The following is a 22,390-nucleotide window of genomic DNA, read 5'->3' on the forward strand; positions in this document are numbered from 1 at the left end:
GAACTTTCCAACAGAAAGAAATAGCAAAAGGTGATTTTAATTAGATTTTAAGACTTCGACTCATTTCCCCGGTAGCTCGCGGTTCGGCGCCCCTTTCACGCGTTAATTTTCTGCAGGAGCGTCCTTAAAGTAATGCCGGACTTCCGAGATGAAGTATAACGACCCCGTCAACAGCAACAGGTCCTCGGCCGACATGGTGTTTAAGGCCTGTTTTAAGGCTGCCGGCCAGTTGGGGGCCATGGTCATGCGCTCGGACTGGGCCGCCGCGGCTTCCAATTCGGTAGGCGTCGCCGCACTCCGTTTTCCCGGGCCACTGAACTGCGTCACAATCAGGTGGACGTTGGGCACCGTAAGTAAGGTCTGGACCATCTGACCGTACTGTTTATCGGCCAAAACGGCCAACACAATGTACACGTCGTTCGTCGCAAAATGGCGCCGTAGCAGCTGCACTAGCTCCACCATGGCTGGCTCGTTGTGGGCCCCGTCAATGGCGATGAGCGGTTGGTTATTTAACCGTTCAAACCGACCGGGCCAGGCCGTATGCGCCAAGCCGTGACGAATCGTGGTCACCGAACTCGTGAGTCCTTGTAGCCGCTGATAAGTCGTAAACGCGGTCAGCGCCGTCGCGGCGTTATCAATCTGGTAAGGCCCTAACAGGTCAATTTGCAGGTGGGGCACCTTCAAGGTACCGTACTGGTAGGCGAACCGCTCCCCCCACTGGTCTTCGGGTTGATCGGTGACCTGAAAGTCCCGGCCCAAAGCTACGACCTGAGTGTGGTTGCTGGTAGCGGTTTGGTCCATCACGGCTAGGGCGTCCGGGGATAACCGGCCGCACACCACGGGAACGTTAGGCTTAATGATTCCCGCCTTTTGGGCCGCAATCTTCGGAATCGTGTCCCCCAGGATTTTCATATGATCCAGCCCAATCGTGGTAATCACCGATACGAGGGGCGTGATGATGTTGGTCGAGTCGTACAGGCCGCCCAGTCCCACCTCAACCACCACCACGTCGACTGGGTGGGTGGCAAAGTAACAAAACATCAGGGCCGTATCGATTTCAAACTCGGTCGGGCCCTTCTCAGCCAACTCGGCGTCCAACTGTTGCACAATGGGCTGCACCCGGTTAACCAAGTCAACCAGGTTGTCATCGCTAATGGGTTGCCCATCGACACTGATCCGTTCGTTAAACCGGGTGATGAACGGTGAGGTAAACGTCCCCACGGTATTCCCATCGGCCATTAATAAGTCACGGAGAAAGGCCACGGTCGAGCCTTTACCGTTGGTCCCCGCCACGTGAATCATCTTGAGGTGTTCCTGGGGATTTCCTAAAAGTTCCATGAAGTGCCGCATCCGTTGTAACGTCGGGGCCTTTTTAAACTGGTCGCGACCGTGAATGAAGCGTAACGCTTCGGCATACGTTGTGATCAAAACTACCTACCTCCCGCTAAATTCTCTGTATTTCAGTGTAGCAGATTTTAGACCAAACCGTTAACGCCAAAAAGTCCCCGTCCCTGGTTACGACCAGAAACGGGGACTTACTATGGTTAATGAGCTAACCAGGAACTAGTTAGTAGTTCGTTTAGAGTTGAGCGTTGATTTCGGCTAACCGTTCCTGCGTCGCGGCTAACTTCTTTTCGTTATCCGCTTGCTTTTCCCGTTCGGCGTTAACCACGTCTTCGGGTGCGTTGGCCACGAAACGTTCGTTACCCAGCTTCTTAGTTGCCCGTTGGACTTCGGCCGTGTACTTAGCCACTTCCTTGTCCAACCGTGCCGCCTCTTCCTTGAGGTCCACCAATTCAGCCAACGGTACGGAAATTTCAGCAGACGTGATGACCGCCGTCATGGCTAACTTCGGTGCCACCAAGTCAGCCCCAATTTCTAAGGCCTTCGGGTGAACGAACCGGTCGATGTAGTCGCGGTTGTTGTCGAAGACGGCCTGTAACTTCGCGTCGCTGGTCTTGATCTGTAAGTCGATTGGAGTAGACATTGGCGCGTTAGCTTCCGCCCGAATGTTTCTGACCGCCTTGATCAAATCAATCAAGCTGGTCATGTCGTTTTCGGCCGTCGCGTCGTCAAAGTCGGGGTGATCAACCGGGTAAGCGGCGGTCACTAAGGACTTACCATCGTGCGGCATGGCTTGCCAGATGGCTTCCGTCACGAACGGCATGATCGGTTGTAAGAGCCGTAACGTCTGGTCTAAGACGTAGGCTAACAGGTCCTGCTTAACGGCCTTGGCCGCTTCGTCGTCCCCCGTCAAGACACTCTTACTCATTTCGATGTACCAGTCACAGAAGTCGTTCCAGATGAAGTTGTACAAAGCACGGCCCGCTTCACCGAAGTCGAACTTGTCGAACATTTCGGTGACGTGCTTGACCGTGGCGTTCAAGCGACTCAGGATCCACTTGTCGGTCAAATCCCACTGATCCTTAGCTGGGACGACTGGCTTAGTATTCGGCCCCAAGTTCATGATCACGAACCGACTGGCGTTCCAGATCTTGTTAATGAAGTTCCAGGCCGCGTCCATCTTCTTGTAACTGAAGCGGACGTCTTGACCGGCCGTCGAGCCCGTCGACAAGAACCACCGCAAAGCGTCGGCCCCGTATTTCTGGATGACGTCCATCGGGTCGATCCCGTTGCCGAGTGACTTACTCATCTTGCGACCCTCTTCGTCGCGAATTAAACCGTGCAGCAAGACGTGTTTAAACGGCCGCTGACCGGTAAATTCAAGGCTTTGGAAGATCATCCGAGAAACCCAGAAGAAGATGATGTCGTAACCGGTGACCAGGGTACTGGTTGGGAAGTAGCGTTGGTAATCGGCGCTATTTTCGTCCGGCCAGCCCATGGTGCCAAACGGCCACAGGGCACTGGAGAACCAGGTGTCCAAGACGTCTGGATCGCGGTCCCAGTTTTCGGGATCCTTCGGCGCCGTTTCGCCGACGTAGATTTCACCGGTCTGCTTATGGTACCACGCTGGGATCTGGTGACCCCACCATAGTTGCCGTGAGATGACCCAGTCGTGGGCGTTATCCATCCACTGCATGAAGGTGTGTTCGAACCGCTTGGGCACAAAGTCTACGGCGTTATCGCCCTTTTGGTTGGCCATGGCCTTTTCGGCGAGGGGCTGCATCTTCACGAACCATTGTGTCGACAAGCGAGCTTCAACTTGGACCCCGGTCCGCTCGGAATGCCCAACGGAATGGACGATTGGGTCAACCTTTAGCAATAAACCTTGGGCGTCGAGGTCGGCGACCATGGCCTTCCGGGCTTCGAACCGGTCCATGCCGTTGTATTTACCGGCCTTCTCGTTCATGCTGGCGTCTTCGTTCATGGTGTTGATTCGTTCCAGGTTGTGCCGGTTACCGACTTGGAAGTCGTTCGGGTCGTGGGCGGGCGTAATCTTCACCATCCCGGTTCCAAATTCGGGATCCACGTACTGGTCCGCGATGATCGGAATTTCCCGGTCAGCTAACGGTAAGATCACCTTAGTGCCCACTAACTCTTTGTAACGTTCGTCACCCGGGTTAACGGCCACGGCCGTGTCCCCCATCATGGTTTCCGGCCGCGTCGTGGCAATTTCAATGTAGTGCTTGCCGTTAAAGGTTTGGTCCTTATCGGCAAACGGGTACTTCACGTGGTAGAAGGCGCCCTTGTCGTCCTTGTGAATCACTTCGATGTCGGACAATGCGGTCCGGGCTTGCGGGTCCCAGTTGATGATGTACTCGCCCCGGTAGATCAGGCCCTGCTTGTACAACGCCACGAAGACCTTTTTAACGGCGTCGGAGAACCCTTCGTCCAGAGTAAACCGTTCCCGGGAGTAGTCTAAGGACAACCCCATCTTGGCCCATTGCTGGTGAATGGTGTCGGCGTATTCGTCCTTCCATTCCCAGACCTTCTTGATGAATTCCTCCCGGCCTAAATCGTAACGGGAAATCCCTTGTTCACGCAGTTTGGCTTCCACCTTCGCCTGCGTGGCGATACCGGCATGGTCCATCCCCGGTAACCACAGGGTGTCGTAGCCCTGCATCCGCTTTTGCCGGATCAACATGTCCTGTAACGTGGTGTCCCAGGCGTGACCCAAGTGCAACTTCCCCGTGACGTTCGGTGGTGGTAATACGATGGAATACGGTTTAGCCTGCGGGTCACCGTTGGGTTTAAAAACGTCTTCGTCCAACCAAGTCTGATACCGGCCCGCTTCAACGGCGGTTGGGTCATACTTCGTCGGCATTTCTACTGGCTTGTCTGCCATAATGGTCATATCCTTTCTCTTTGCCGGGCACAATGGCACGAAAAAAAGCTTCGTCCTAATCTCATATTAGGACGAAGCTTCCTTCGCGGTACCACCTAAATTGGGCGGTTAAGCCCCACTTATCTTCGTTGTTAACGGAGTGTGCTCCGGTACCGACCTACTTATCATGCGTTCAGTCGATCAGCTCACAAGTTACTTTCCCGATGACCCCTTCACCACGTCTCAGCACCCGTGATTCTCTGCCTCAAGTGGTCACCGTTACTCTCTTGCTCACAGCTAGTTACTCTGTAGTGTACTCAATTTTAGGCTAAGCGTCAACTCGAGGCACTAATTTTTCCAGTGCCGTGAGGGCGGCTAAGTAGTCGGGTTCTTCGGACTGTTCAATCACAATTTGCCGGTAAACGATCTTTCCGGTTTCGTCAATGATCCAGATGGACCGCGCCAGATTTCCGGCGTTGGGCACGTATAACCCGGTTTCGTAACCGAAAGAGAGTTCCTCATCGGATAATAGCGTCACGTTTTGGACCCCTTCGGCCGCACACCATCCGGTCTGCTCCGCCACGGAATTATTGGACACCGTGTAGAACTTGGCCGCCGGATAATGGTCCGCCTGTTGCACAAATTTCCGGGTTTGCAGCGTGCAAACTGGGGTATCCAAATCGGGAACGACACTAATTAGGCTCACCTGGCCAATTAGATTGGCCGTCTTCACCTTGTTATTCTGTTGATCAAACAGCTTAAACTTAGGTAACTGATCCCCTACTTCGGGGAGATCGCCCGTTAAGGCCATCTTCTTACCGAGTCTCGTGACATCCACACAGATCACTCCTTAATGTTTAACCGGTCGCGACCGGCTATTAAGTTAATTATGACGCAGAGAGCGCCTAAAAAACAAGTAATTTGAAGGATAAATTCAGGTTAATTTCCGGATTTTTAGTCTAGGATTGAGGGCCCGTTGTGGGGGTCAACCGCACGGCGTTAATCAGGATTTGTGCCCCGCTCACCATGGCGGTGTGGTCAAACGTCATCCCCGGCACGTGTAAGCCCGGGATCAGCCCACAGCCGAGTCCCAGCATGGTACTGCGCTTCGCCAGCCCGTCGTAGGCGTAGAAGTGAAAGTCGTCGCCTCCCTGAGTCGGCACCGGGGCCACTAACCCGTCGGTCCCCAAGACCGCCGTGATGGCCTGGCCCATCGTTTCAACCGCTTGCGGGTCGGGAAGCGCTGCCGGCGACAGGTCGTTACCGTCTAAGGTCACCTGAATATCGCCAGTTGACACCGCCCGCATCGCTTGAAAAGCCTGGTCTTGCAGCTGATCCATTAACGCATTGGTGCGCGCCCGTAGATCTACGGCAAAGGTCCCCTTGTCCGGCACAATGTTGGAAGACTCCCCGGCCTGAAACATCGTGGTCGTCACCGAATACGGTGACTCGGTATCGAGTTTGATCCGCTTAAAGCGTTCGTTGAGGGTGCTAAATGCGTCGATCACGTTAGCCCCCAACCAAGGGCGGCCGGCGTGGGCCGTCTTACCGGTGATGGTCACCCAGTAGGTCCGCGTGGCGATGTCGGGTAAGATGGCCTCGGCCTGGTGGTCGGCCACCTCACTGTCTGGGCACACGTGCAGCCCGTACAACACGTCGAGTGGGCCGAGTAAGCCGCTTTGAATCACCTTCTCCGCTCCGGTCACGGTTTCTTCGGCGGGTTGAAAGATCACCTTGAGCGTTCCCGGTAACTCGTTCGGGTGGGTCGCAAAGTAGGTCACGACCGCCAGCACGATGGCCATGTGGGCGTTGTGCCCGCAGGAGTGTAACACCTGCGTTTTTCCTTGGTAAACCTGCTTTAACGCGTCGATATCCGTTCGTAACCCGATGGTTAGTGGTTGACCCGGATTTAGGGTCGCAATCAATCCCGTCATCTTTGGAAACCGTTGATAGGTCACCCCCAGTTGATCTAAACGCTGGGCTAGATAGGCCGTGGTGCGTACTTCCTGAAAGGCGATTTCCGCGCGGGTTCCTAATTGGTCAAAGTCGTGATAAATTTGTTGTTCGTTTACTGTAATCGGATCAATCATCCGAATCCCTCCTATTGCTGACTGGTCTTGTAAGCCGTTTTTAACGAAATACCTTGGGCCGCCGCGTAAGTCACCCCTTTGAGTTGCGGATTATTGAGCCGGGCGATTTGGCCTTGATTCAGGACCGCCACGGCTTGATCGGTCATGGCAATCTGGTTGGCCTGCTTAAAATCGGCGTAGCGTTGCGGCGCGTTGCCGGCGTCCGTTCCGTTGGCGCGGGTGTAAACTCGGTCGAAAGCGGCGTTGGAATAGCTACCGGCGTTGTTGTAATTACCGGTATTCAACAACTGAAAAAATTCATTGAGTTCCGGATAAGACGAGATCCAGTTGGAAAAGCCAATGTCGTAGCCCTGCTTCTTTTGCATGGTGGTGATGGCTTGGACCTTGGGTTGTACGTTAACCTTTAAGTTCAGCCCCTTTAAATACTTCTCCGTGTTGGCCTGCACGTATTCGGCGGTATTTTTGAAGGTGTCCACGTCGTAGCAGACCAGGTTCAACGTCAGGTGCTTCACGCCTAGTTGTCGCAAGCCTTTCGCCCAGTAGCGTTTGGCCAGTTGTGGGTTATACGCCACGGCACTGGCAACCTTCGCCTCTTGGGTGAAGTCTTGACCGGTTCGGGGGTTCTTGGCGATATCGGCCGGGGCCATCCCCGTGGGGACCTTAGCCCCGTTCTTCAACACGTCGTCCACTAGGCTTTGCCGGTCGATGGCTAACGAAATGGCGCGCCGAACGTTGCGGTTGCGCATGGCTCGGTGATTGAAGTTGTAGGCCAGATAGTCGGTCTCCCCGCTGGGATAGGTCAAATAGCCGGGATTGGTCTTTTCCTGGGCGGCCTGTTGCCCGGATAACACAACGTTATCCAGCTTCTTGGCTTGGTATAACGACAGGGCCGTCTGAGGCGACTTGGCGACCTGAAACTTAATGGTGGCTAGCTTCACATGCCGTCGGTCCCAGTAAGTCGGGTTCTTCTTCAACGCCCAACTAGTTGACGAGGCCGTCCAGTTCTGAACGGTAAACGGCCCGTCGTAAACCGTCTTGCTGGCTGAGGTACCGTACCCCTTCCCGTACTTGGCCACGGCTTTGGGATTCAGCGGGAGAAACGGCGCGGAGGCGACCAAGTACTTGAAGTACGGTGTCGGCGCCGTCAGCGTCACCTTTAACGTCGTTGAGTTAACGGCTTGGACCCCTAATTTCTTGGCGGATAACTTCCCGTTTTCAATGGCCTTAGCATTCTTAAGCGGTAAGAACTGGTAGGCGTGAGCCGCCTTGGTGCTCGGCGTGACCGCTCGGCGCCAGGTATAGACGAAGTCGTTGGCCGTCAACGCGTCCCCGTTGCTCCACTTCAATCCCTTGCGTAGGTGGAAGGTGTAGACGGTTTGGTTGGCCGTGGGGGTCACGATGGCCGTGGCCAAGCCCGGTTCGACCGTGGTACTGTTTTTCATTCGGTACAGGCCCTCTTCGGCGTTGTTGATGGTTTCTAAGGCCCCCACGTCCGTGATCATGGTCGAATCTAACGATGAAATATCGGCCTGTTCCATGATGGTCGCACTTTGCTGGGGACTCGCAGCCGCCGTGCGACCGCAGCCCGCTAACGCGAGGCTTCCGACTAAGACGACACCGATTCCGACAAAACGTTTTAATTGATTTGGCATAAGGCTTTCCTCCTTGATGACTGACGCTCTTCTGACTGCCAGTCCTGTCCCGACAACGATTAATTGTGCAGACTATGGCCCATATGCCGCTGATGTCGCTTCTGCTCGGCAAGATTCGCGATTAAATTAAACATCATCAATTGAAACATTTAGTCATCATCCTTTCTCTAACAAAAAAGTCCCCGCAAAGACGTTAATCTTTGCGAGGACGGCTCAATAGCGTGGTTCCACCTCTGACTTCGTAATGACCTCACAGCCATTACCTCAATGAGTTTTCAAAAAAACTCCCCCCGGTTAACGGTGGGGACCGTTCACTCCTACTAAGCGTGACCCGTTCAGACTGACTGCTGGTAGCTGTGGTTCAATTCTGGTTTCACCCTTTCAGCCGTACGGGTGATCTCTTAAGGTTAGAATTTACTTTGACTACTCGTTGCATTTCTAATTTAAAATTCATTTTAGGAGTTTTTAACGAATTGTCAAGGGGTATCTGGACGTTCTTAAGCGGAATAAACCCGCTTAAATCTAACTAAATCAACTCTCGTTGCAATATGAGAACTTTTTAATAATAAAAAGCCTGGGTAAAAATCCCAGGCTTTCTTGATGGTTATTCATGATTTTAAAATCGGCGTGTTGCGGTTAGAGGAGCTCCGCAAAAACGTCTTCGTTTTGGTTCAGGAAATTGTCGCCCGGCCGGATTTCGGTAATCGTAATCCCGTCTAGTGCTTCCTTCATCAAGCCCTCCACGTCGATGTTCTTTTCGAACTTCCGCGATTTTTCGAGATCCGGCCGCGTCTTCGGTGCGGGCGGCGTGAAAATCGTGCAGCAGTCTTCGTATGGTAAGATCGACAGCTCATAGGTGTCAATATCCTTGGCTACCTTGATGATCTCCGTCTTATCCATCGACAGTAGTGGCCGCAGAATTGGCATCGACGTAACGTCGTTAATCGCCGCCATGCTTTCCAACGTCTGTGAGGCCACTTGGCCCAACGATTCCCCGTTGAAGATTCCCTTGGCGTGCCGCATTTCGGCCACGGCCACGGCTAAACGGAGCATCATCCGCCGTTGAATGGTCATCAAATACCCTTCTGGCACGGCTTCCTTGATGGTTTCTTGAATCTTGGTGAATGGCACCTGGATGAACTGAATGCCCCCGGAATACTTGGCCAGTTTAGCGGTCAATTCCTTGGCCTTGGCTAAGGCTTGTTCGGAGGTGTACGGCGGACTGAAGAAGTGGACCATGTCCAGCTTCACGCCCCGGCGCATCCCGTAGTATGAGGCCACCGGCGAATCAATTCCCCCGGACAACATCATCACGGCCTTGCCCCCGGTGCCAACGGGTAAGCCCCCGGCCCCCTGGACGGTTTGACCCGAGATAAAGGCCCCGTTCATCCGGATTTCGACCCGGAGTTCCAGATCGGGATGCTTCATCTTGACCTGGATGCCGGGCACATTATCCAATACCACGCCCCCCAACAAGTCGTTGAGTTGGTAGGTGTCGTAGGCAAATTCCTTGTCTTGACGCCGGGTGTTGATCTTAAAGGTCATCCCCGGTTGAAAATCTTCCTTGGCCATGGCGACCACGGCGGCCTTGATGGTGTCGAGGTCCTTTTCGACCTTGACGGCGGGCGAAAAGTTTTCGATCCCAAACACACCCTTTAGGCGATCCATCACGGCGGCCGAATCGGCGCCGTTCAAGGTCACGTGTAACCGGTCGTGTTGAGCCCGAACTTCGAGGGTTTCAAAACTGCTGAGCGCCTTACGGACGTTGTGTCCCAGTTGCTTGATAAAGTCCTTTTTGTTCTTGCCCTTCGTCGACAATTCGCCGTAGCGGACCATAATTTCGCTATATTCCATTGCGCGACCCCTTTCGTGATTTAGCGTAATTTCGCAAATTGTTGGTAGAGTTGGTCAAAGACCCGGTTGAATTCCTCGGCTTCCGCCAGGGTGTTGTGTTCGTCTAACGAGATGCGCACCGCACTGGTGGCCACCCCTTCGTCGATTGCCATGGCTTGTAGCGTACTGGATTCAACGTGCTTCTTCGACGAGCACGCACTGGTCGTCGAAATGTAAATATTGTGTTCCTCAAACGCGTGCACAATAGTTTCTCCTCGCACGCCCTCGATGGCAAAACACAGAATGTGCGGGGCGAAGACGGGTAAATCCTTGGAAAAGATCGTCACGTGCGCAAAGGTTTCAATGTGGTGCAGAATGGCTAACCGAATCTCGCGTTGCCGTTGGACCTTGGCGGTTTCATCGGTCAACAGCATCCGCAAGGCCTTGGCCATTGCGGCGATGGCGGGCAGGTTTTCGGTCCCGGAACGCAGGTTACGTTCCTGACCCCCACCGGCCATTAACGGCGCAATTTTACGGCCCTGTCGCTTGTACATGAAGCCAATGCCCCGGGGTGCGTGGAACTTATGGCCCGAGAAGGTCACAAAGTCGACCCGGTCGTTAAAGATTAGGTCGGCTAAGCCCTTCCCAATCCCCTGCACGGCATCGATGTGCCAGTGGATCTTCGGAAAGTCGCGCATCACGTCGGCAATTTCGGCCAACGGTTGTACGGCCCCGATTTCGTTATTCACCGCCATGGTGGACACCAGGATCGTGGTCGGTCGAATGGCGGCCCGTAAGTCGTCAGCGGAGACCCGCCCGTTCGCGTCCACCGGTAAATAAGTCACTTCAAAGCCCAGCTGTTTCAACTGTTCCATGGAGTTGTGCACGGCGGGATGTTCGACCGCCGTGGTGATCAGGTGGTTCCCAAATTCACGTTTGGCCATCGCGGTGCCCTTGATGGCCCAATTATCGCCTTCGGTGCCCCCACTCGTGAACAAGATTTCACTCAGTTTGGCCCCGATTAGATCGGCAATCTGTTGACGCGATTGTTCGAGGAGGTTAAAGGCCTGTTCCCCAAAGTTGTGCAAACTAGACGGGTTCCCCCAGTAGTTGGCACTGACCTTGGCATAGGTATCGACAACCTCCGGCGCGGCCTTGGTGGTCGCACTGTTATCAAAATAAATCATGCTGAACCCTCTTATCTTTTTCTATTGGTTCGACTCCGATAGAAATTCTCACTTATTATAAACACATTCTGAAAATCCCACAAGCCTTGCGCCGCGACTCCCAACAAAAAACGCTAATTTTTCGTAAGTTAACTCGCGAAAATTAGCGTTGCGGTTTTATTTTGATTGGTCGTCTGGTTGCGGTTTCGGCTTACCCTTACGTTGGTAATACGCATCCTCTAACCGTTTATACGAGCCCGGTTCGACCTGGTCCAAGACCGTGGCAATCGTTTCTAGGGCCTTTGCATACTGGTGGTCCTGTTCGAATAACTGCTTAGCCTGTTGACTCGCTTGTGCCACATCGGCGTGGCTGGCCTGATAGCGGTTGGCGTATTGCAGGAGTTGTTCCGCCAATTCGGCACTATCCAACAAGTCGTCGGTCTTTTCGCCCAACGTATCCAAGTCCGTTTGGATGATCAATAACTGCTTGGTAATTTTTTCCATGTCGATCTGCGGTTGGTCCATGTCCGTGGCCAATTGTTCAACCTCGTCACGCACCACGAAGAAGTAGTCCAGGTAATCCTGCGGTACCCCCGGTAAATTCAAGTTTTCGACCTGTCGCCGTAAACTATGTAATTTAAAATCAAATTGGCGTAACGTCTCACGGGCCTGCCGTTCTTCGTCGGCCAACCCCGCCACGCTCTTTAAAATCTGGGTCTGCTGTTCTTCAATCTGTTTTAGATCTTTTTCCTGTTGTTCTTGGTGAGTCAGCACCTCTGAGAAGGTCGCCGACTTGCCCGTCAGGTCCTGCACGTCCCGTTGATAAATCCCATCGATGGCCCGCAACTGTTCGTTGAGTTCGCGCGTGGTTTCTAATTCCTGGTGGTCTAGCGTGTAGTTTTGGCTCAACCGGTCTAACTCGGTCAGCAGGCTTTGGTTTTGGTTCTGGGCGTGCGCGATAAACCGCGCCACGTTGTCCAAGTTTTCTTCGACCGGTTTCTTGGCGTCAATTTCGGTCTGCATCCGCGTGTATAACTGATCAATCTGATCGGCAATACGTTCGTTGACGACCTTGGCGTCGGCGGGCCGCAAGTCGGCTAGCGTCGCCAGATTACCGCTGACTTGGTCGGCAACCTTTTGAATCAACCCCGGAATATCCGTGTCCCCAAAGCGATAATGTTGGGCCGTCAATTGCTCGTAACCGGTCTTCAATTCGCTAATTTGATCGGGATAAATCGCCGTTAGATCCTTATACAAAGGTGGGATGGCCTTGATCAGGTCTTCTAGTGACGCCGTATCTTCCTTCAATTGAGTCAACACGTCGGTGGCCCGCTCGTGGTCCCCCGTCTGGGTCAGCTTGGTGAAGGTATCAAAGTTGTCTTCTAATTCGCTGAGTCGTTCCTCGAGGCCGTCGATGCTGGGCCCAAAGGCAAAGTTTTTAGCTAATAACGTTTTGCGGAGGTCTTGGTATTTCTGCTCTAGGTCGTGGACGGCCTGACGGTGCTGTTTATCAATCTCCTGTAGCTCCGCTAACTTGGCCTGAACGGTCTGCACCAGCTCATCGGTCTGGTTGACCAGGATGGTCACCTTGGCCAAATTCTGTCGGAGCTGAACCAAGTTCATCCCCCGTGAGGCGTCCTTGATGGCTTTTAACTGGGTGTCAATGCGGGGGAACCGTTCCTTGGTAATGTCGGCATAGTCGTTTTGTAACGTTTCGAACCGTTCGAGAGATTGGCCGGTCAGACTTAATTGCCCCACCAACTTCACTTCGTCCGCTAAGGGAATGGCGACTAGCGACGCCTTCTTATCCGCCAAAACTGCGACTTGGCGGCGAATCCGTTGTTGATACGCGAGAATGCCCACATAGACGATAATCGCAAGTATGACGATTCCAATTAGCACCACTACCATGATTGACCCCATCCTTCATCCACATTTAACCGGTTTAACGAGTTGCAAAACCACTCGGTTCATTTTACAATTTAATCTAATTTCGATTATAGCATAAGTCCCGCGTGGGCTTCACTAGGTTTTGCGATTCTATCAGCATTTTCTACCTATTTAATTACTGAACTGACCACTGGAGGTTTTCATATGGCACAACCAATCAACCCTTTAATCACTGAACAATTAGACGCCTTGCTTCACGGGGAGACCAGCCTCACGGCCAACTTAGCCAACGCTTCGGCTCTATTGATGCAGACCATTCCGACCATCAACTGGGCCGGCTTCTACCAGTACCAACCAACTACCGACGACCTGATTTTAGGGCCCTTTCAGGGGAACGTTGCCTGCATGCATATCGAAAATCATCACGGTGTGTGTGGGACGGCCCTCGCGACCCAAACCACGCAACGCATCGCCGACGTCCACACCTTTGCCGGTCACATCGCCTGCGACTCGGCCAGTAACGCCGAACTGGTCGTCCCATTGACCTTAGCTAACGGGACTCTGCTCGGCGTCATGGATATCGATTCGCCGGAAAAGGACCGGTTCTCGGCCGCCGACCAGGTCGTCCTAGAGGAATTTGCCCGAGTTTTGCTCACACATATTGACAAGGCCTAGGGTTTCCGGTTATACTGGTCGTCGTGTAAAATAATGCAGCAATGGGTGGTAAGCTCGTCAACAGATCATTGCGTTAAGCTCAAGAAGTAACCTGCGGCTGCAAGGGTGAAACTTGCAAAATGATCTGCACGAATACTAAACCCATAAATCGTTATTTTACTCCAAATAATATTTATTGGAGGATTCAAGTTATGTCACGTTATACTGGCCCAAGTTGGCGTATTTCCCGTCGTTTAGGGGTTTCCCTTTCCGGCACTGGTAAAGAATTAGCACGGCGTCCTTACGCCCCTGGTGATCACGGTCAAGGCCGTCGCCAAAAGCTTTCCGAATACGGAACGCAATTACGCGAAAAGCAAAAGCTGCGGTTCACCTACGGCTTAACGGAACGTCAATTCTACAACTTGTTCAAGCGCGCTGGTAAGATCAAGGAAGGTACCCACGGGACCAACTTCATGATCTTGCTCGAACGTCGTCTGGACAACGTGGTTTACCGTTTAGGTTTGGCAACGACTCGTCGTCAAGCTCGTCAATTGGTTAACCATGGTCACATCACCGTTGATGGCAAGCGTGTGGACATTCCTTCATACGAAGTCAAGGTTGGCCAAGTGGTCAGCGTTCGCGAAAAGTCCAAGGACTTAGTTGTGATCAAGGGTGCCGTTGAAGCCGTTGTGGGTCGTCCACAATACGTTGACTTCGACGCTGACAAGTTGGAAGGTTCATTGACTCGTCTTCCTCAACGTGAAGAACTCGATGCTGAACTCGACGACTCCTTAATCGTTGAATACTACAACCGTTAAGATTTAGGTCTTCGGTTATCAAAAAAGCTTCTGCCATTGGCAGAGGCTTTTTTGTCGTTACGCGGTCCCACCGATTAGTTCCCGGTAGACCGGGATTAGCGCCGCAATCGTCGTTTGAATGGTGGCCAATTGTGCCGCCGCGTCCCCGGTAAAGAAGGCACTCCCCTGGTCAAACGTCCGACCAATCAGCCATTCGGCGTGCTTTTGGGATTGGGCAGCCGTCAACTGGTCCCACCCGCTCGCGGTTAACGGCCGGTGCACCGTCTTATCCGTATGGTCGTCGGCCCACTCAAAGTTCGCGGGTAAGCCGGCCACCGTTTGGGGGCTGACCCGGTCGATCACAGTTTGCCGGTCCTGAGCTTCTTGTAAGACCACCAACCAGATGTACAGCTGATCGTCCCACAGGCCAAATTCAAAGTGGGGCAACATCTTATACCCCCGCTTTGACGTACTCAACGCCACCCAGGTATCCGGCGGCGGATTCTTGGTCCGTCGCCGATGCAACGCCAGGTGCGGATAAACCGGCACCCCCACCGCTGCTAATTGTGGTTGCAAGGCCGTCACGGTCGCCGTGAATTTAGGATCAATAATGGCCCGAATCTTGGCCAAGCGGCCGGGCAACGTGACGTCGTCAAACACCGCAAAATCACTATCTTGATACACGATTTCACCCCCTAAGTCTTTGCTCACGGTTCGTTTCAATTCCATGTTATACTAATGCCACTACGTTGAAAAGAGGGATTTACATGACGGAAAAAAGTTCGATGGAACAGCATCTCGATGCCGCAATGTACGGGACACCGAAGATCAAACCCGACGAACAGCGACACTACCTGGGCACTTTTAGGGAGCGTGTTTCGCTCGCCATGACCATCGCCGAAGTCGTTGATCACCAGAACTTAGCGGCCTTCATCACCGAGATCACCGACCACCCCGATTATCAGGTCATCTTAAACGGTCATATCGCCCAAAGCGACCTGGGCCCCTACCTCAAGGTGGCGAGCCAACACAACGTAAAATTTACGATTCGTCAAGATACCATTTACGGGTTAGCCGATAGCGACCTGGGCCTGGTGGTGGCCGCCGAGACGGCAATCAACCAATCCCCCATTGCATTAGCCAAAAAATACCCGGACGAGGTCGCCCCAACCGTCCAACCGACCAAGAAAACCAGCTGGCTCGGTCACCTCTTAAACCACTAAGCCTTCAAAAAAGGAGTTTTTATTTTGGCACAACCTTTAGCCTACCGCATGCGACCCCAACGTCTAGAAGACGTGGTCGGGCAGCAGGACTTGGTGGGCCCCGGGAAGATCATTGCCCGGATGGTCGCCGCTAAGCTCCTGTCGTCCATGATTCTTTACGGGCCGCCCGGCACCGGTAAAACCAGTATCGCCAGTGCCATTGCCGGCTCCACGAAATACGCTTTTCGCAAACTCAACGCCGCGACCGATTCCAAAAAAGATCTGCAGGTCGTCGCCGAAGAAGCCAAGATGAGCGGCACCGTTATTTTGTTACTCGACGAAATTCACCGGTTAGACAAAACTAAGCAGGACTTCTTATTGCCCCACCTCGAAAGTGGCCGGATCATCTTGATTGGCGCCACCACCGAAAACCCGTACTTAAATATCAACCCGGCTATTCGGAGTCGGACCCAGATTTTTGAGGTCCATCCCCTGACCCACGACGACATCTTCACCGCCTTAAAACGAGCCCTAGTTGATACCGAACGGGGACTGGGACAATTACCCTTAACCGTCGATGAGGCGGCCTTAGACTTCATGGCGGACGCCACTAACGGTGATCTGCGAAGCGCCCTTAACGGGTTAGAGCTAGCCGCCCAATCCACCCCACCGACCGAGTCGGATCAGCAGATTCACGTGACGTTGCCCGTGGCCGAAGAATGTTTTCAGCGCAAAGCCCTCGTGGGCGATAAAAACGGTGACGCACATTACGACGTGATTTCGGCCTTTCAAAAGTCGATTCGTGGCAGCGACACTGACGCCGCGTTACATTACTTGGCGCAGCTGGTCGCGGCCGGCGACTTACCGTCGATTTGTCGACGACTGATGGTCATCGCCTACGAAGACGTGGGCCTGGCCAACCTGCCCGCCGCGGCCCGGACCGTTCAAGCGGTTCAGGCCGCTCAACAATTAGGCTTGCCCGAAGGCCGGATTCCGTTAGCCGACGCTGTCATCGAACTGTGTCTGTCCCCGAAGTCCAATTCTGGGATCAGCGCCATCGACGCCGCGTTGGCCGACGTACAAAACGGGCATAGTGGCATCGTCCCCGACCACCTGAAAGACGCGCACTACGCCGGGGCGAAAAAATTAGGTCACGGGACCACGTATAAGTTTCCTCACGACTTTCCTAACGACTGGGTCCAACAACAATATCTACCCGACACCCTACGGCACGCGCGGTATTACGACCCCAAGAGTAACGGTAAATTTGAGCAACAATTTGGTGCCCAGTATCAACGACTGCGGCGGGCCAACTATCACGATAATTGATATTTAAAAATTTATATGCTAAGATACAAGTGACTCTAAGGTGTACGCGTTGTCTTACTACAAGTTGCCGAACAAGTAATTCTTAAACGGGATCGCCATATGATAGCGTCAATGACAGGCCTTTTCACTTGGTAGTCAGCAACGTTATTTCGCTTTCCCCCCTGCATTGTCATCGCGGGTCAACATGACTGGACAATTAACGGCACCACTTAGATCACTAAAGCCTTGTGCTTTGAGGACCATTCCCTTGAATGGCCCTTTTCTTTTTGGGAGTGGGCAAAAAGACGGTTAGCTGGTGAGCATTAACATTGTAAGCGAAGCCAGCTGCCTTTTGGCGCACGTTCTAACACCAAATATTCGGAGATACAAGCGAGCCTGAGACCTTTGTCTAGACTCTTTTCTTTTGCCCGTACGGTGACGCTTGCGTAAACTCGGACGGACTAGTAAACTAGTTTTCAGCTTAGCGTGTCTATTCAAGGAGGAAACGTTCCCGTGGCAATTACGATATTAATGGTTTGTTACACCCTATTATCTTTTGGTCTTGGCTGGTACTTCTTCAGTCACCGGCAAAAGTCCTTTTTAGTTTTTCATCCCGAAAATACGCCGGCCCTCAGCCACGTACTGACGGGAGGCGGCATCGTGCTCATGGTCATCGGCGTGATCTCCGCAATCGCCACCGTCATGAACAACTTCATCTTCATTTCCATGATCCTCTTGGTCGGGGTCGTTGCCATCATCAGCCTGCAGTTGATTCTGGTACATTGGTTCCCCAAGGGGGAGTAACCGGTTACAAATTTTCCCTCTTTTTTGCCATTTTACTTTTTATTTCAGGACAAATAACGTATCATGAAAGTATCAAGTAATGAGAGGTGAATATATATGTTACAACAATACAAGCACATTTTAGTCCCCGTTGATGGTTCTTACGAAGCCGAATTAGCCTTCAAGAAAGCCGTTGCCGTGGCTAAGCGTAACGATGCTGATTTACATCTCGTTCACGTTGTCGATACCCGCGCTTTTCAAAATATCTCGAGCTTCGATACCAGTATGGTGGAACAAGTGACCGAGACGGCGAAAAAGACGTTAGACAAGTACGTTGCGGATGCCAAAGCCGATGGTCTGGAAAAGATTGACTACGCCATCGAATACGGGGCACCCAAGACGATTATTGCCCGTGACGTTCCCCGGGATAACGATACCGACCTCATTATGATTGGGGCGACCGGGCTTAACGCGGTCGAACGACTCTTAATCGGGTCCGTCACGGAATACGTGACGCGGACCGCCATCTGCGACGTGATTGTGGTTCGGACGGATCTCAACAACAAGCCCGCCAAGGCCACTTCACAAAACTAACCAGCCATTATTCAACCGGTTTAGGGAAAATCCCTAAACCGGTTTTTTGTTGGTTTCGCTGCCGCCACGCTCCCTTCGAGCAGCCGGTAACCGCCAACCAAGTTTAAACCCAATACATAATGAGGGACTTCACAATTTTCGTGAAGTCCCTCAATTGACCAGTTATTCTAGTTATTAGTTAGACGGTGATGCCCCAACTTAGTCCGGTAATAGCGACCCCACCGTTTGGCCTAACCGCTGTTGTAACGCCACGTTGTGTGTCACCACGGCCAGGGTCTGCGCAATCGCCAGGCTACGTTTCGCCGCCGTCGTCGCCAACAACGCCTGTTCCGCTTGCCCCTTTAGTTCGTACAAGACATCGATCAAGTACAACGAATCCTGCTGTTTAACCACCTGTAACGCGGCCTCAACGTTTTCGTTGACCAGCTGGGGTTGTTCGAGCTGAAGGTACAGTTGGGCGATGCGGTAACGCGCCCAAACCAGCCGCTTGAACTCCTCTTCCTCGTGCCATTCGTAATTGTCTAAGTACGACATGGCTTCGCGTAAGTAGTAATGCACCTTTTCGTATTCTTTTCGTTCTAAGTACGCCGCGGCCATCCCCACGTTCCCCACGATGGCGTACAAATCCCACGGCATCCGGTACGAGCGATGGAGCAACAGGTTAAAGTGAAAAATCGCTTCGTCGGGCCGTTGCCGGGCGCCAATCTCGACAAACCCCCGGTAGTAGTGGTACCGTTCCCGGTCAAAGGCGTTCTGCACACTGGCCATGTCTAGTTGGTCCAACAGCCGGTCGGCGCCGTGGTAATCCCCGAAACGCACGGCCCGCGAAATCCGACCAAATTGATCGTCTAGCCCGCTCCCCATGCCGGCTAAGATATCTTCCAGTGAAACGTTCAAGCGCCGGCAAATCTGTAAAATAATCTTAATGCTAGGTACTTTGTTCTTCTTTTCCATTAGGCTGACCGTCGCCTGCGTACAAATGCCCTCGGCTAATTCTTGCTGTGATAAATTCTTTTGCTTGCGGTATTGTTTGAGCTTGTCCCCTAGTAAGCGCATCTCAGATCTCCTCTTAAAACTTGTCTGGTAATCAACAGTTTCTCGATAAAGACGAACATTTTTCTACAAAGAAATTGATATATTAACCTAACTTTCTTCGTGTCTTACCAATAAAAGTTTATCAGCAGTCCCCAATCTCTTTATCATTAATTATAATAATAAGTGATTTGGCCGGAAACACAAGCAATATGGCGCTTTATTAATGAACTTTAATCTGTCTATACCATTTTATCATTTTTCCATAACTCACTTTATACTCACTATTGAGATGAGTCAACATTTTCGTAATGTTCGTATTTTCTATATTTAATTGATTGTTTGCTAATTCAAATATAGCTTAACGTAAAGTTCAAGACGACCGCCCACAGCGCTGAGGTCGGTCGCTGGGCCACCACCCGGTGCAAGCGACTCACCTGATTGGTGATCTGCCCGTCCGCCCCCAACGCCCAAGCCTGCGTCATCGCCACGCGCGAGTCGGGGGTCCACAGGTAAGCCGCAGCGTGACGGCGATGGGCCGCCTGAATGAACTGGTCACTAATCGACAAACGCTGAAAGGAATAGAAATCCGCCGGCACCGAAGTTGGTGAGACCCAGTTAAACGGGGTGATGTACCCGACTCGCAACCGGGGAGCCGTTCGGTGCACGGCCGCCACGGCTCGGTAATCCAGCGAATGCACCGCTGAACGGTCCCGCCGTAAGCGAGCGGCGTACTGCCGGGCAAACCGGGACGCCATGCCCGCCGAGTCCGTCGGCGTCGTTTTGAGTTCAACTAACAGCGGCTGATGCAACCGTTCGGCCGCTCGAAGGTACCGTTCCCAACTGACTAAGCGGGCCCGTTGCCCGTTTTCCTGGAGCGTCAAGCGCGTCAACCGTCGAAGTGGCCACTGATGGGGTGTCACGTTCACGCCCGCCAGGTCCCGCAAGTTCTCGTCATGTAAGACCACCCACTGATGATCCTGAGTCTCGTGTAGATCCATTTCCACGTAGCGGGGATGCTGACGACTCACGTGTCGTAACGCCCCCAGCGTATTCTGAACCCCCACACCGTGGTCCACTCCCCGGTGACTGATCATGGTAGTTGCGCCTAACCGTGGCTGGTGGAGCGTCTGCGTAATCACACCACCACTCACCACAAACCAAACGACTAACAGCAGCCAATAACCAGCGGGGCCTCGGCGGGGCGCAACGGGCAGTGTCGGTTGGCCACACCAGCTCCAAACCAGCGTGAGCGTCCCTAACAAGGCGACTAACGTGTAACTACCCAGAATCAGGCCTAACGAACCGGCCGTTAACCAGAAGGCCCCAGTTCCCGTTAACGTGGCGTCTAGCTGGCGGTTGAGTGCTACTAGGCCCAGGCTCCCCCCGAACCACAGAAACATCCCGCCAACCAAGACCGCTAAACCACCGACCATCTGCTTGGGTGTCCCAGATTGTCGCGTCAGCCGCCAATGCCGGGGTCCCCAGATGAGGCTGTACGCCAATAACCCTAAATAACCGACCACCACGATCCCGGCTAACCCGTGTCGATGGAGGCCCACCCAGTTAACCCAAGCCGCCGGTAACTGTAAGCGGACTAGTAGGCGGCTGCCCAAACCAAAGAGCCCCCAGGGGAGACTCAATAGTCCCAGACTCACGCCCAGGCCCACCCAGTTCCCCCAGCGCTGCCAGCCGCGTCTGATTCCCGGAACAGCGCCGTACACCCGACCTAGATTACTCAGTTGCCACCCCGCTAGACCAAGTTCACCGCATACGCCGAGCAGTAGGCCAACCGACCAGCCCGAAAATTGGCCGCCCCACCGGAGCACCCCTAAACCCACGATTAATCCCGTCCAGCCACCCAGTAACTGGGAATTGGTGAATCCCCAGCGCCAAGCCCGGTAAAGTTTCTGTCGTTTCGTTTGCACACGCCCATCTCCCCATAAAAAAAGCCGATGAGTCCGCCAAAGCGTCTCACCGACTCGAGTTACTAGTCTACTTCTTTAATTGGTACGTTGAAGCGGCCGAATGGTCATCCAACGGCACGAAGTCGTAAGCTAACTTATCTTCGCGGTTAAATTCCGCAATGGCTAAGTCGATCAAGCGGTCGATCAGATCCGTGTAACTAATCCCGGAAGCCTCCCACAGTTGGGGGTACAGGCTAATGTTGGTGAAGCCCGGTAAGGTGTTGACCTCACCCACGTACGGCACGTTATCCTTGGAAACCAAGTAGTCGATCCGCGCCATCCCCTTCAGGCCCAACGCCGCGTAGGTTTGCAGACCCATCGTGGTGATTTCTTTGGCCAGTGCGGCTGGTAATTGCACCGGTACTTCAAAGGTCACGCCACTAGCGTCCACAAATTTGTTGTTGTAGTCGTAGAAGACGTCTTTTTCTGGTACCCGGATGGCTCCGAGCTTCGACGCTTGGGGTTTTTCGTTACCCAAAATGGAAATCTCAACTTCTTGCAAGCCCGCAATGGTTTCTTCCACTAGCACCTTGTAATCGTACCGGAACGCGTCTGCTAACCCGTCCAGGTATTCTTGTTCGTTGCTGGCCTTGTGAATTCCCACCGAGGAGCCTTGGTTGGCGGGCTTAATGAAGACATCGGTCCCTAACTTGGCTTGAACGGTGGCGTAGTCCATCGCGTCACGGTTGGCCGGCGTCACCACCACGTACTTGGTGTTCCGGATGCCGTTAGCCGTCAAGACTTGCTTGGTCCGATCCTTATCAAAGGACGTGGCTGATGCTAAGACGTCACTACCAACATAGGGTTTTTTCAATAAGCGGAAAAGCCCCTGGATAGTCCCGTCTTCACCCAAATTACCGTGAATAATTGGGAAGAAAACATCAATGTCCTTCGCTTGCGAGAGATTCCAAATGGGTGCCAATGGATTTGCCGAATCGATCTTGGCTTGTTCCTCTGCCGCTACCGTTGCTTCGTCTTCACCGTTGAAGACCCGCTGGGAGGCCGCATCGCTTAACACAAAACCATCGCGAGTTAGTAAGAATAAACTAACTGTATAACGAGTCTTGTCCATTGCGTCGTAAATGTTGCGAGCCGACCGTTTCGAAACGTCGTGCTCGGAGGAATTTCCACCGAATAATAAACCGACGTGTAACTTATTTTTTTCCATGATGTCACTCATCCTTACGTGTGTATTTC

Annotated in this window: 18 protein-coding genes and 1 other annotated feature; of the genes, 6 read left to right on the plus strand and 12 right to left on the minus strand. The window is 53.0% G+C overall.

What is annotated here, in order from left to right; genetic code table 11:
- Positions 1-102: 102 nt before the first annotated feature.
- From FD25_RS11975 to ezrA, 8 genes are all read right to left on the minus strand, one after another.
- Entirely contained in the window at positions 103-1,428 is a 1,326-nt protein-coding gene (locus tag FD25_RS11975; RefSeq protein WP_057804517.1) for a bifunctional folylpolyglutamate synthase/dihydrofolate synthase, read from the minus strand.
- Between the two features lie 151 nt (positions 1,429-1,579).
- A complete protein-coding gene (locus FD25_RS11980) occupies positions 1,580-4,246 on the minus strand; it encodes a valine--tRNA ligase (protein WP_057804836.1) in 2,667 nt (888 codons plus the stop codon).
- A 64-nt stretch (positions 4,247-4,310) separates the two neighbouring features.
- Positions 4,311-4,529, minus strand: a binding site (T-box leader).
- A gap of 24 nt (positions 4,530-4,553) precedes the next feature.
- On the minus strand, positions 4,554-5,063 hold the full coding sequence (locus tag FD25_RS11985; RefSeq protein WP_057804518.1) for a thiol peroxidase: 510 nt from the start codon (positions 5,061-5,063) through the stop codon (positions 4,554-4,556).
- A gap of 121 nt (positions 5,064-5,184) precedes the next feature.
- Positions 5,185-6,315 carry an amidohydrolase gene (locus FD25_RS11990; RefSeq protein ID WP_057804519.1) on the minus strand — a complete coding sequence of 377 codons (1,131 nt, stop codon included), beginning with the start codon at positions 6,313-6,315 and terminating at the stop codon, positions 5,185-5,187.
- A gap of 11 nt (positions 6,316-6,326) precedes the next feature.
- Positions 6,327-7,967, minus strand: a complete 1,641-nt coding sequence (locus FD25_RS11995) for a peptide ABC transporter substrate-binding protein (protein ID WP_057804520.1) — start codon at positions 7,965-7,967, stop codon at positions 6,327-6,329.
- Positions 7,968-8,603: 636 nt separating this feature from the next.
- Positions 8,604-9,821 (minus strand): tRNA uracil 4-sulfurtransferase ThiI, encoded by a 1,218-nt coding sequence (gene thiI / locus FD25_RS12000; protein ID WP_057804521.1) that lies wholly within the window; start codon positions 9,819-9,821, stop codon positions 8,604-8,606.
- Between the two features lie 20 nt (positions 9,822-9,841).
- Positions 9,842-10,987 carry a cysteine desulfurase family protein gene (locus FD25_RS12005; protein WP_057804522.1) on the minus strand — a complete coding sequence of 382 codons (1,146 nt, stop codon included), beginning with the start codon at positions 10,985-10,987 and terminating at the stop codon, positions 9,842-9,844.
- A gap of 156 nt (positions 10,988-11,143) precedes the next feature.
- Positions 11,144-12,877, minus strand: coding sequence for a septation ring formation regulator EzrA (gene ezrA / locus FD25_RS12010; RefSeq protein ID WP_057804523.1), 1,734 nt, complete (start codon positions 12,875-12,877; stop codon positions 11,144-11,146).
- Positions 12,878-13,060: 183 nt separating this feature from the next.
- On the opposite strand from ezrA, the gene FD25_RS12015 reads away from it, so the two are divergent.
- Positions 13,061-13,531: a GAF domain-containing protein gene (locus FD25_RS12015; RefSeq protein WP_057804524.1), complete on the plus strand. Its 471-nt coding sequence runs from the start codon at positions 13,061-13,063 to the stop codon at positions 13,529-13,531.
- A 191-nt stretch (positions 13,532-13,722) separates the two neighbouring features.
- Positions 13,723-14,328, plus strand: a complete 606-nt coding sequence (rpsD, locus tag FD25_RS12020) for a 30S ribosomal protein S4 (protein WP_057804525.1) — start codon at positions 13,723-13,725, stop codon at positions 14,326-14,328.
- Between the two features lie 57 nt (positions 14,329-14,385).
- On the opposite strand, the gene FD25_RS12025 is transcribed toward rpsD, so the two are convergent.
- Complete coding sequence (locus FD25_RS12025; protein ID WP_235807932.1) at positions 14,386-15,036, minus strand: DUF1054 family protein; 651 nt, start codon at positions 15,034-15,036, stop codon at positions 14,386-14,388.
- A gap of 38 nt (positions 15,037-15,074) precedes the next feature.
- Here FD25_RS12025 and FD25_RS12030 point away from each other — a divergent pair, with 38 nt between their 5' ends.
- The 4 genes from FD25_RS12030 to FD25_RS12045 all read left to right on the plus strand — a co-directional run bounded on the left by FD25_RS12030 (position 15,075) and on the right by FD25_RS12045 (position 18,194).
- Positions 15,075-15,530: a YueI family protein gene (locus FD25_RS12030; RefSeq protein ID WP_057804526.1), complete on the plus strand. Its 456-nt coding sequence runs from the start codon at positions 15,075-15,077 to the stop codon at positions 15,528-15,530.
- Between the two features lie 24 nt (positions 15,531-15,554).
- Positions 15,555-16,838 carry a replication-associated recombination protein A gene (locus FD25_RS12035; RefSeq protein ID WP_057804527.1) on the plus strand — a complete coding sequence of 428 codons (1,284 nt, stop codon included), beginning with the start codon at positions 15,555-15,557 and terminating at the stop codon, positions 16,836-16,838.
- Between the two features lie 492 nt (positions 16,839-17,330).
- Positions 17,331-17,621, plus strand: a complete 291-nt coding sequence (locus FD25_RS12040) for a hypothetical protein (protein WP_057804528.1) — start codon at positions 17,331-17,333, stop codon at positions 17,619-17,621.
- A gap of 96 nt (positions 17,622-17,717) precedes the next feature.
- Positions 17,718-18,194 (plus strand): universal stress protein, encoded by a 477-nt coding sequence (locus FD25_RS12045; RefSeq protein WP_057804529.1) that lies wholly within the window; start codon positions 17,718-17,720, stop codon positions 18,192-18,194.
- Positions 18,195-18,392: 198 nt separating this feature from the next.
- Here the strand turns inward: FD25_RS12045 and FD25_RS12050 are convergent, their stop codons facing one another.
- The 3 genes from FD25_RS12050 to FD25_RS12060 all read right to left on the minus strand — a co-directional run bounded on the left by FD25_RS12050 (position 18,393) and on the right by FD25_RS12060 (position 22,361).
- Positions 18,393-19,250, minus strand: a complete 858-nt coding sequence (locus FD25_RS12050) for a helix-turn-helix transcriptional regulator (RefSeq protein WP_057804530.1) — start codon at positions 19,248-19,250, stop codon at positions 18,393-18,395.
- A gap of 326 nt (positions 19,251-19,576) precedes the next feature.
- A complete protein-coding gene (locus tag FD25_RS12055; RefSeq protein ID WP_057804531.1) occupies positions 19,577-21,154 on the minus strand; it encodes a glycerophosphodiester phosphodiesterase in 1,578 nt (525 codons plus the stop codon).
- 67 nt (positions 21,155-21,221) lie between these two features.
- Entirely contained in the window at positions 21,222-22,361 is a 1,140-nt protein-coding gene (locus tag FD25_RS12060) for a D-alanine--D-alanine ligase family protein (RefSeq protein WP_057804532.1), read from the minus strand.
- Positions 22,362-22,390: the final 29 nt, after the last annotated feature.

This window comes from Levilactobacillus acidifarinae DSM 19394 = JCM 15949 (assembly GCF_001434835.1).
GTDB classification, from domain to species: domain Bacteria; phylum Bacillota; class Bacilli; order Lactobacillales; family Lactobacillaceae; genus Levilactobacillus; species Levilactobacillus acidifarinae.

Excerpts from the sequence above, each read along its gene's own strand:
- FD25_RS12045 (WP_057804529.1), top strand. The coding sequence starts at position 17,718 with ATGTTACAACAATACAAGCACATTTTAGTCCCCGTTGATGGTTCTTAC.
- rpsD (WP_057804525.1), top strand. The coding sequence starts at position 13,723 with ATGTCACGTTATACTGGCCCAAGTTGGCGTATTTCCCGTCGTTTAGGG.
- FD25_RS11995 (WP_057804520.1), bottom strand. The coding sequence starts at position 7,967 with ATGCCAAATCAATTAAAACGTTTTGTCGGAATCGGTGTCGTCTTAGTC.
- FD25_RS12025 (WP_235807932.1), bottom strand. The coding sequence starts at position 15,036 with ATGGAATTGAAACGAACCGTGAGCAAAGACTTAGGGGGTGAAATCGTG.
- FD25_RS11980 (WP_057804836.1), bottom strand. The coding sequence starts at position 4,246 with ATGGCAGACAAGCCAGTAGAAATGCCGACGAAGTATGACCCAACCGCC.
- FD25_RS11990 (WP_057804519.1), bottom strand. The coding sequence starts at position 6,315 with ATGATTGATCCGATTACAGTAAACGAACAACAAATTTATCACGACTTT.
- FD25_RS12030 (WP_057804526.1), top strand. The coding sequence starts at position 15,075 with ATGACGGAAAAAAGTTCGATGGAACAGCATCTCGATGCCGCAATGTAC.
- FD25_RS12015 (WP_057804524.1), top strand. The coding sequence starts at position 13,061 with ATGGCACAACCAATCAACCCTTTAATCACTGAACAATTAGACGCCTTG.
- FD25_RS12005 (WP_057804522.1), bottom strand. The coding sequence starts at position 10,987 with ATGATTTATTTTGATAACAGTGCGACCACCAAGGCCGCGCCGGAGGTT.
- FD25_RS12050 (WP_057804530.1), bottom strand. The coding sequence starts at position 19,250 with ATGCGCTTACTAGGGGACAAGCTCAAACAATACCGCAAGCAAAAGAAT.
- ezrA (WP_057804523.1), bottom strand. The coding sequence starts at position 12,877 with ATGGTAGTGGTGCTAATTGGAATCGTCATACTTGCGATTATCGTCTAT.
- FD25_RS12060 (WP_057804532.1), bottom strand. The coding sequence starts at position 22,361 with ATGGAAAAAAATAAGTTACACGTCGGTTTATTATTCGGTGGAAATTCC.
- thiI (WP_057804521.1), bottom strand. The coding sequence starts at position 9,821 with ATGGAATATAGCGAAATTATGGTCCGCTACGGCGAATTGTCGACGAAG.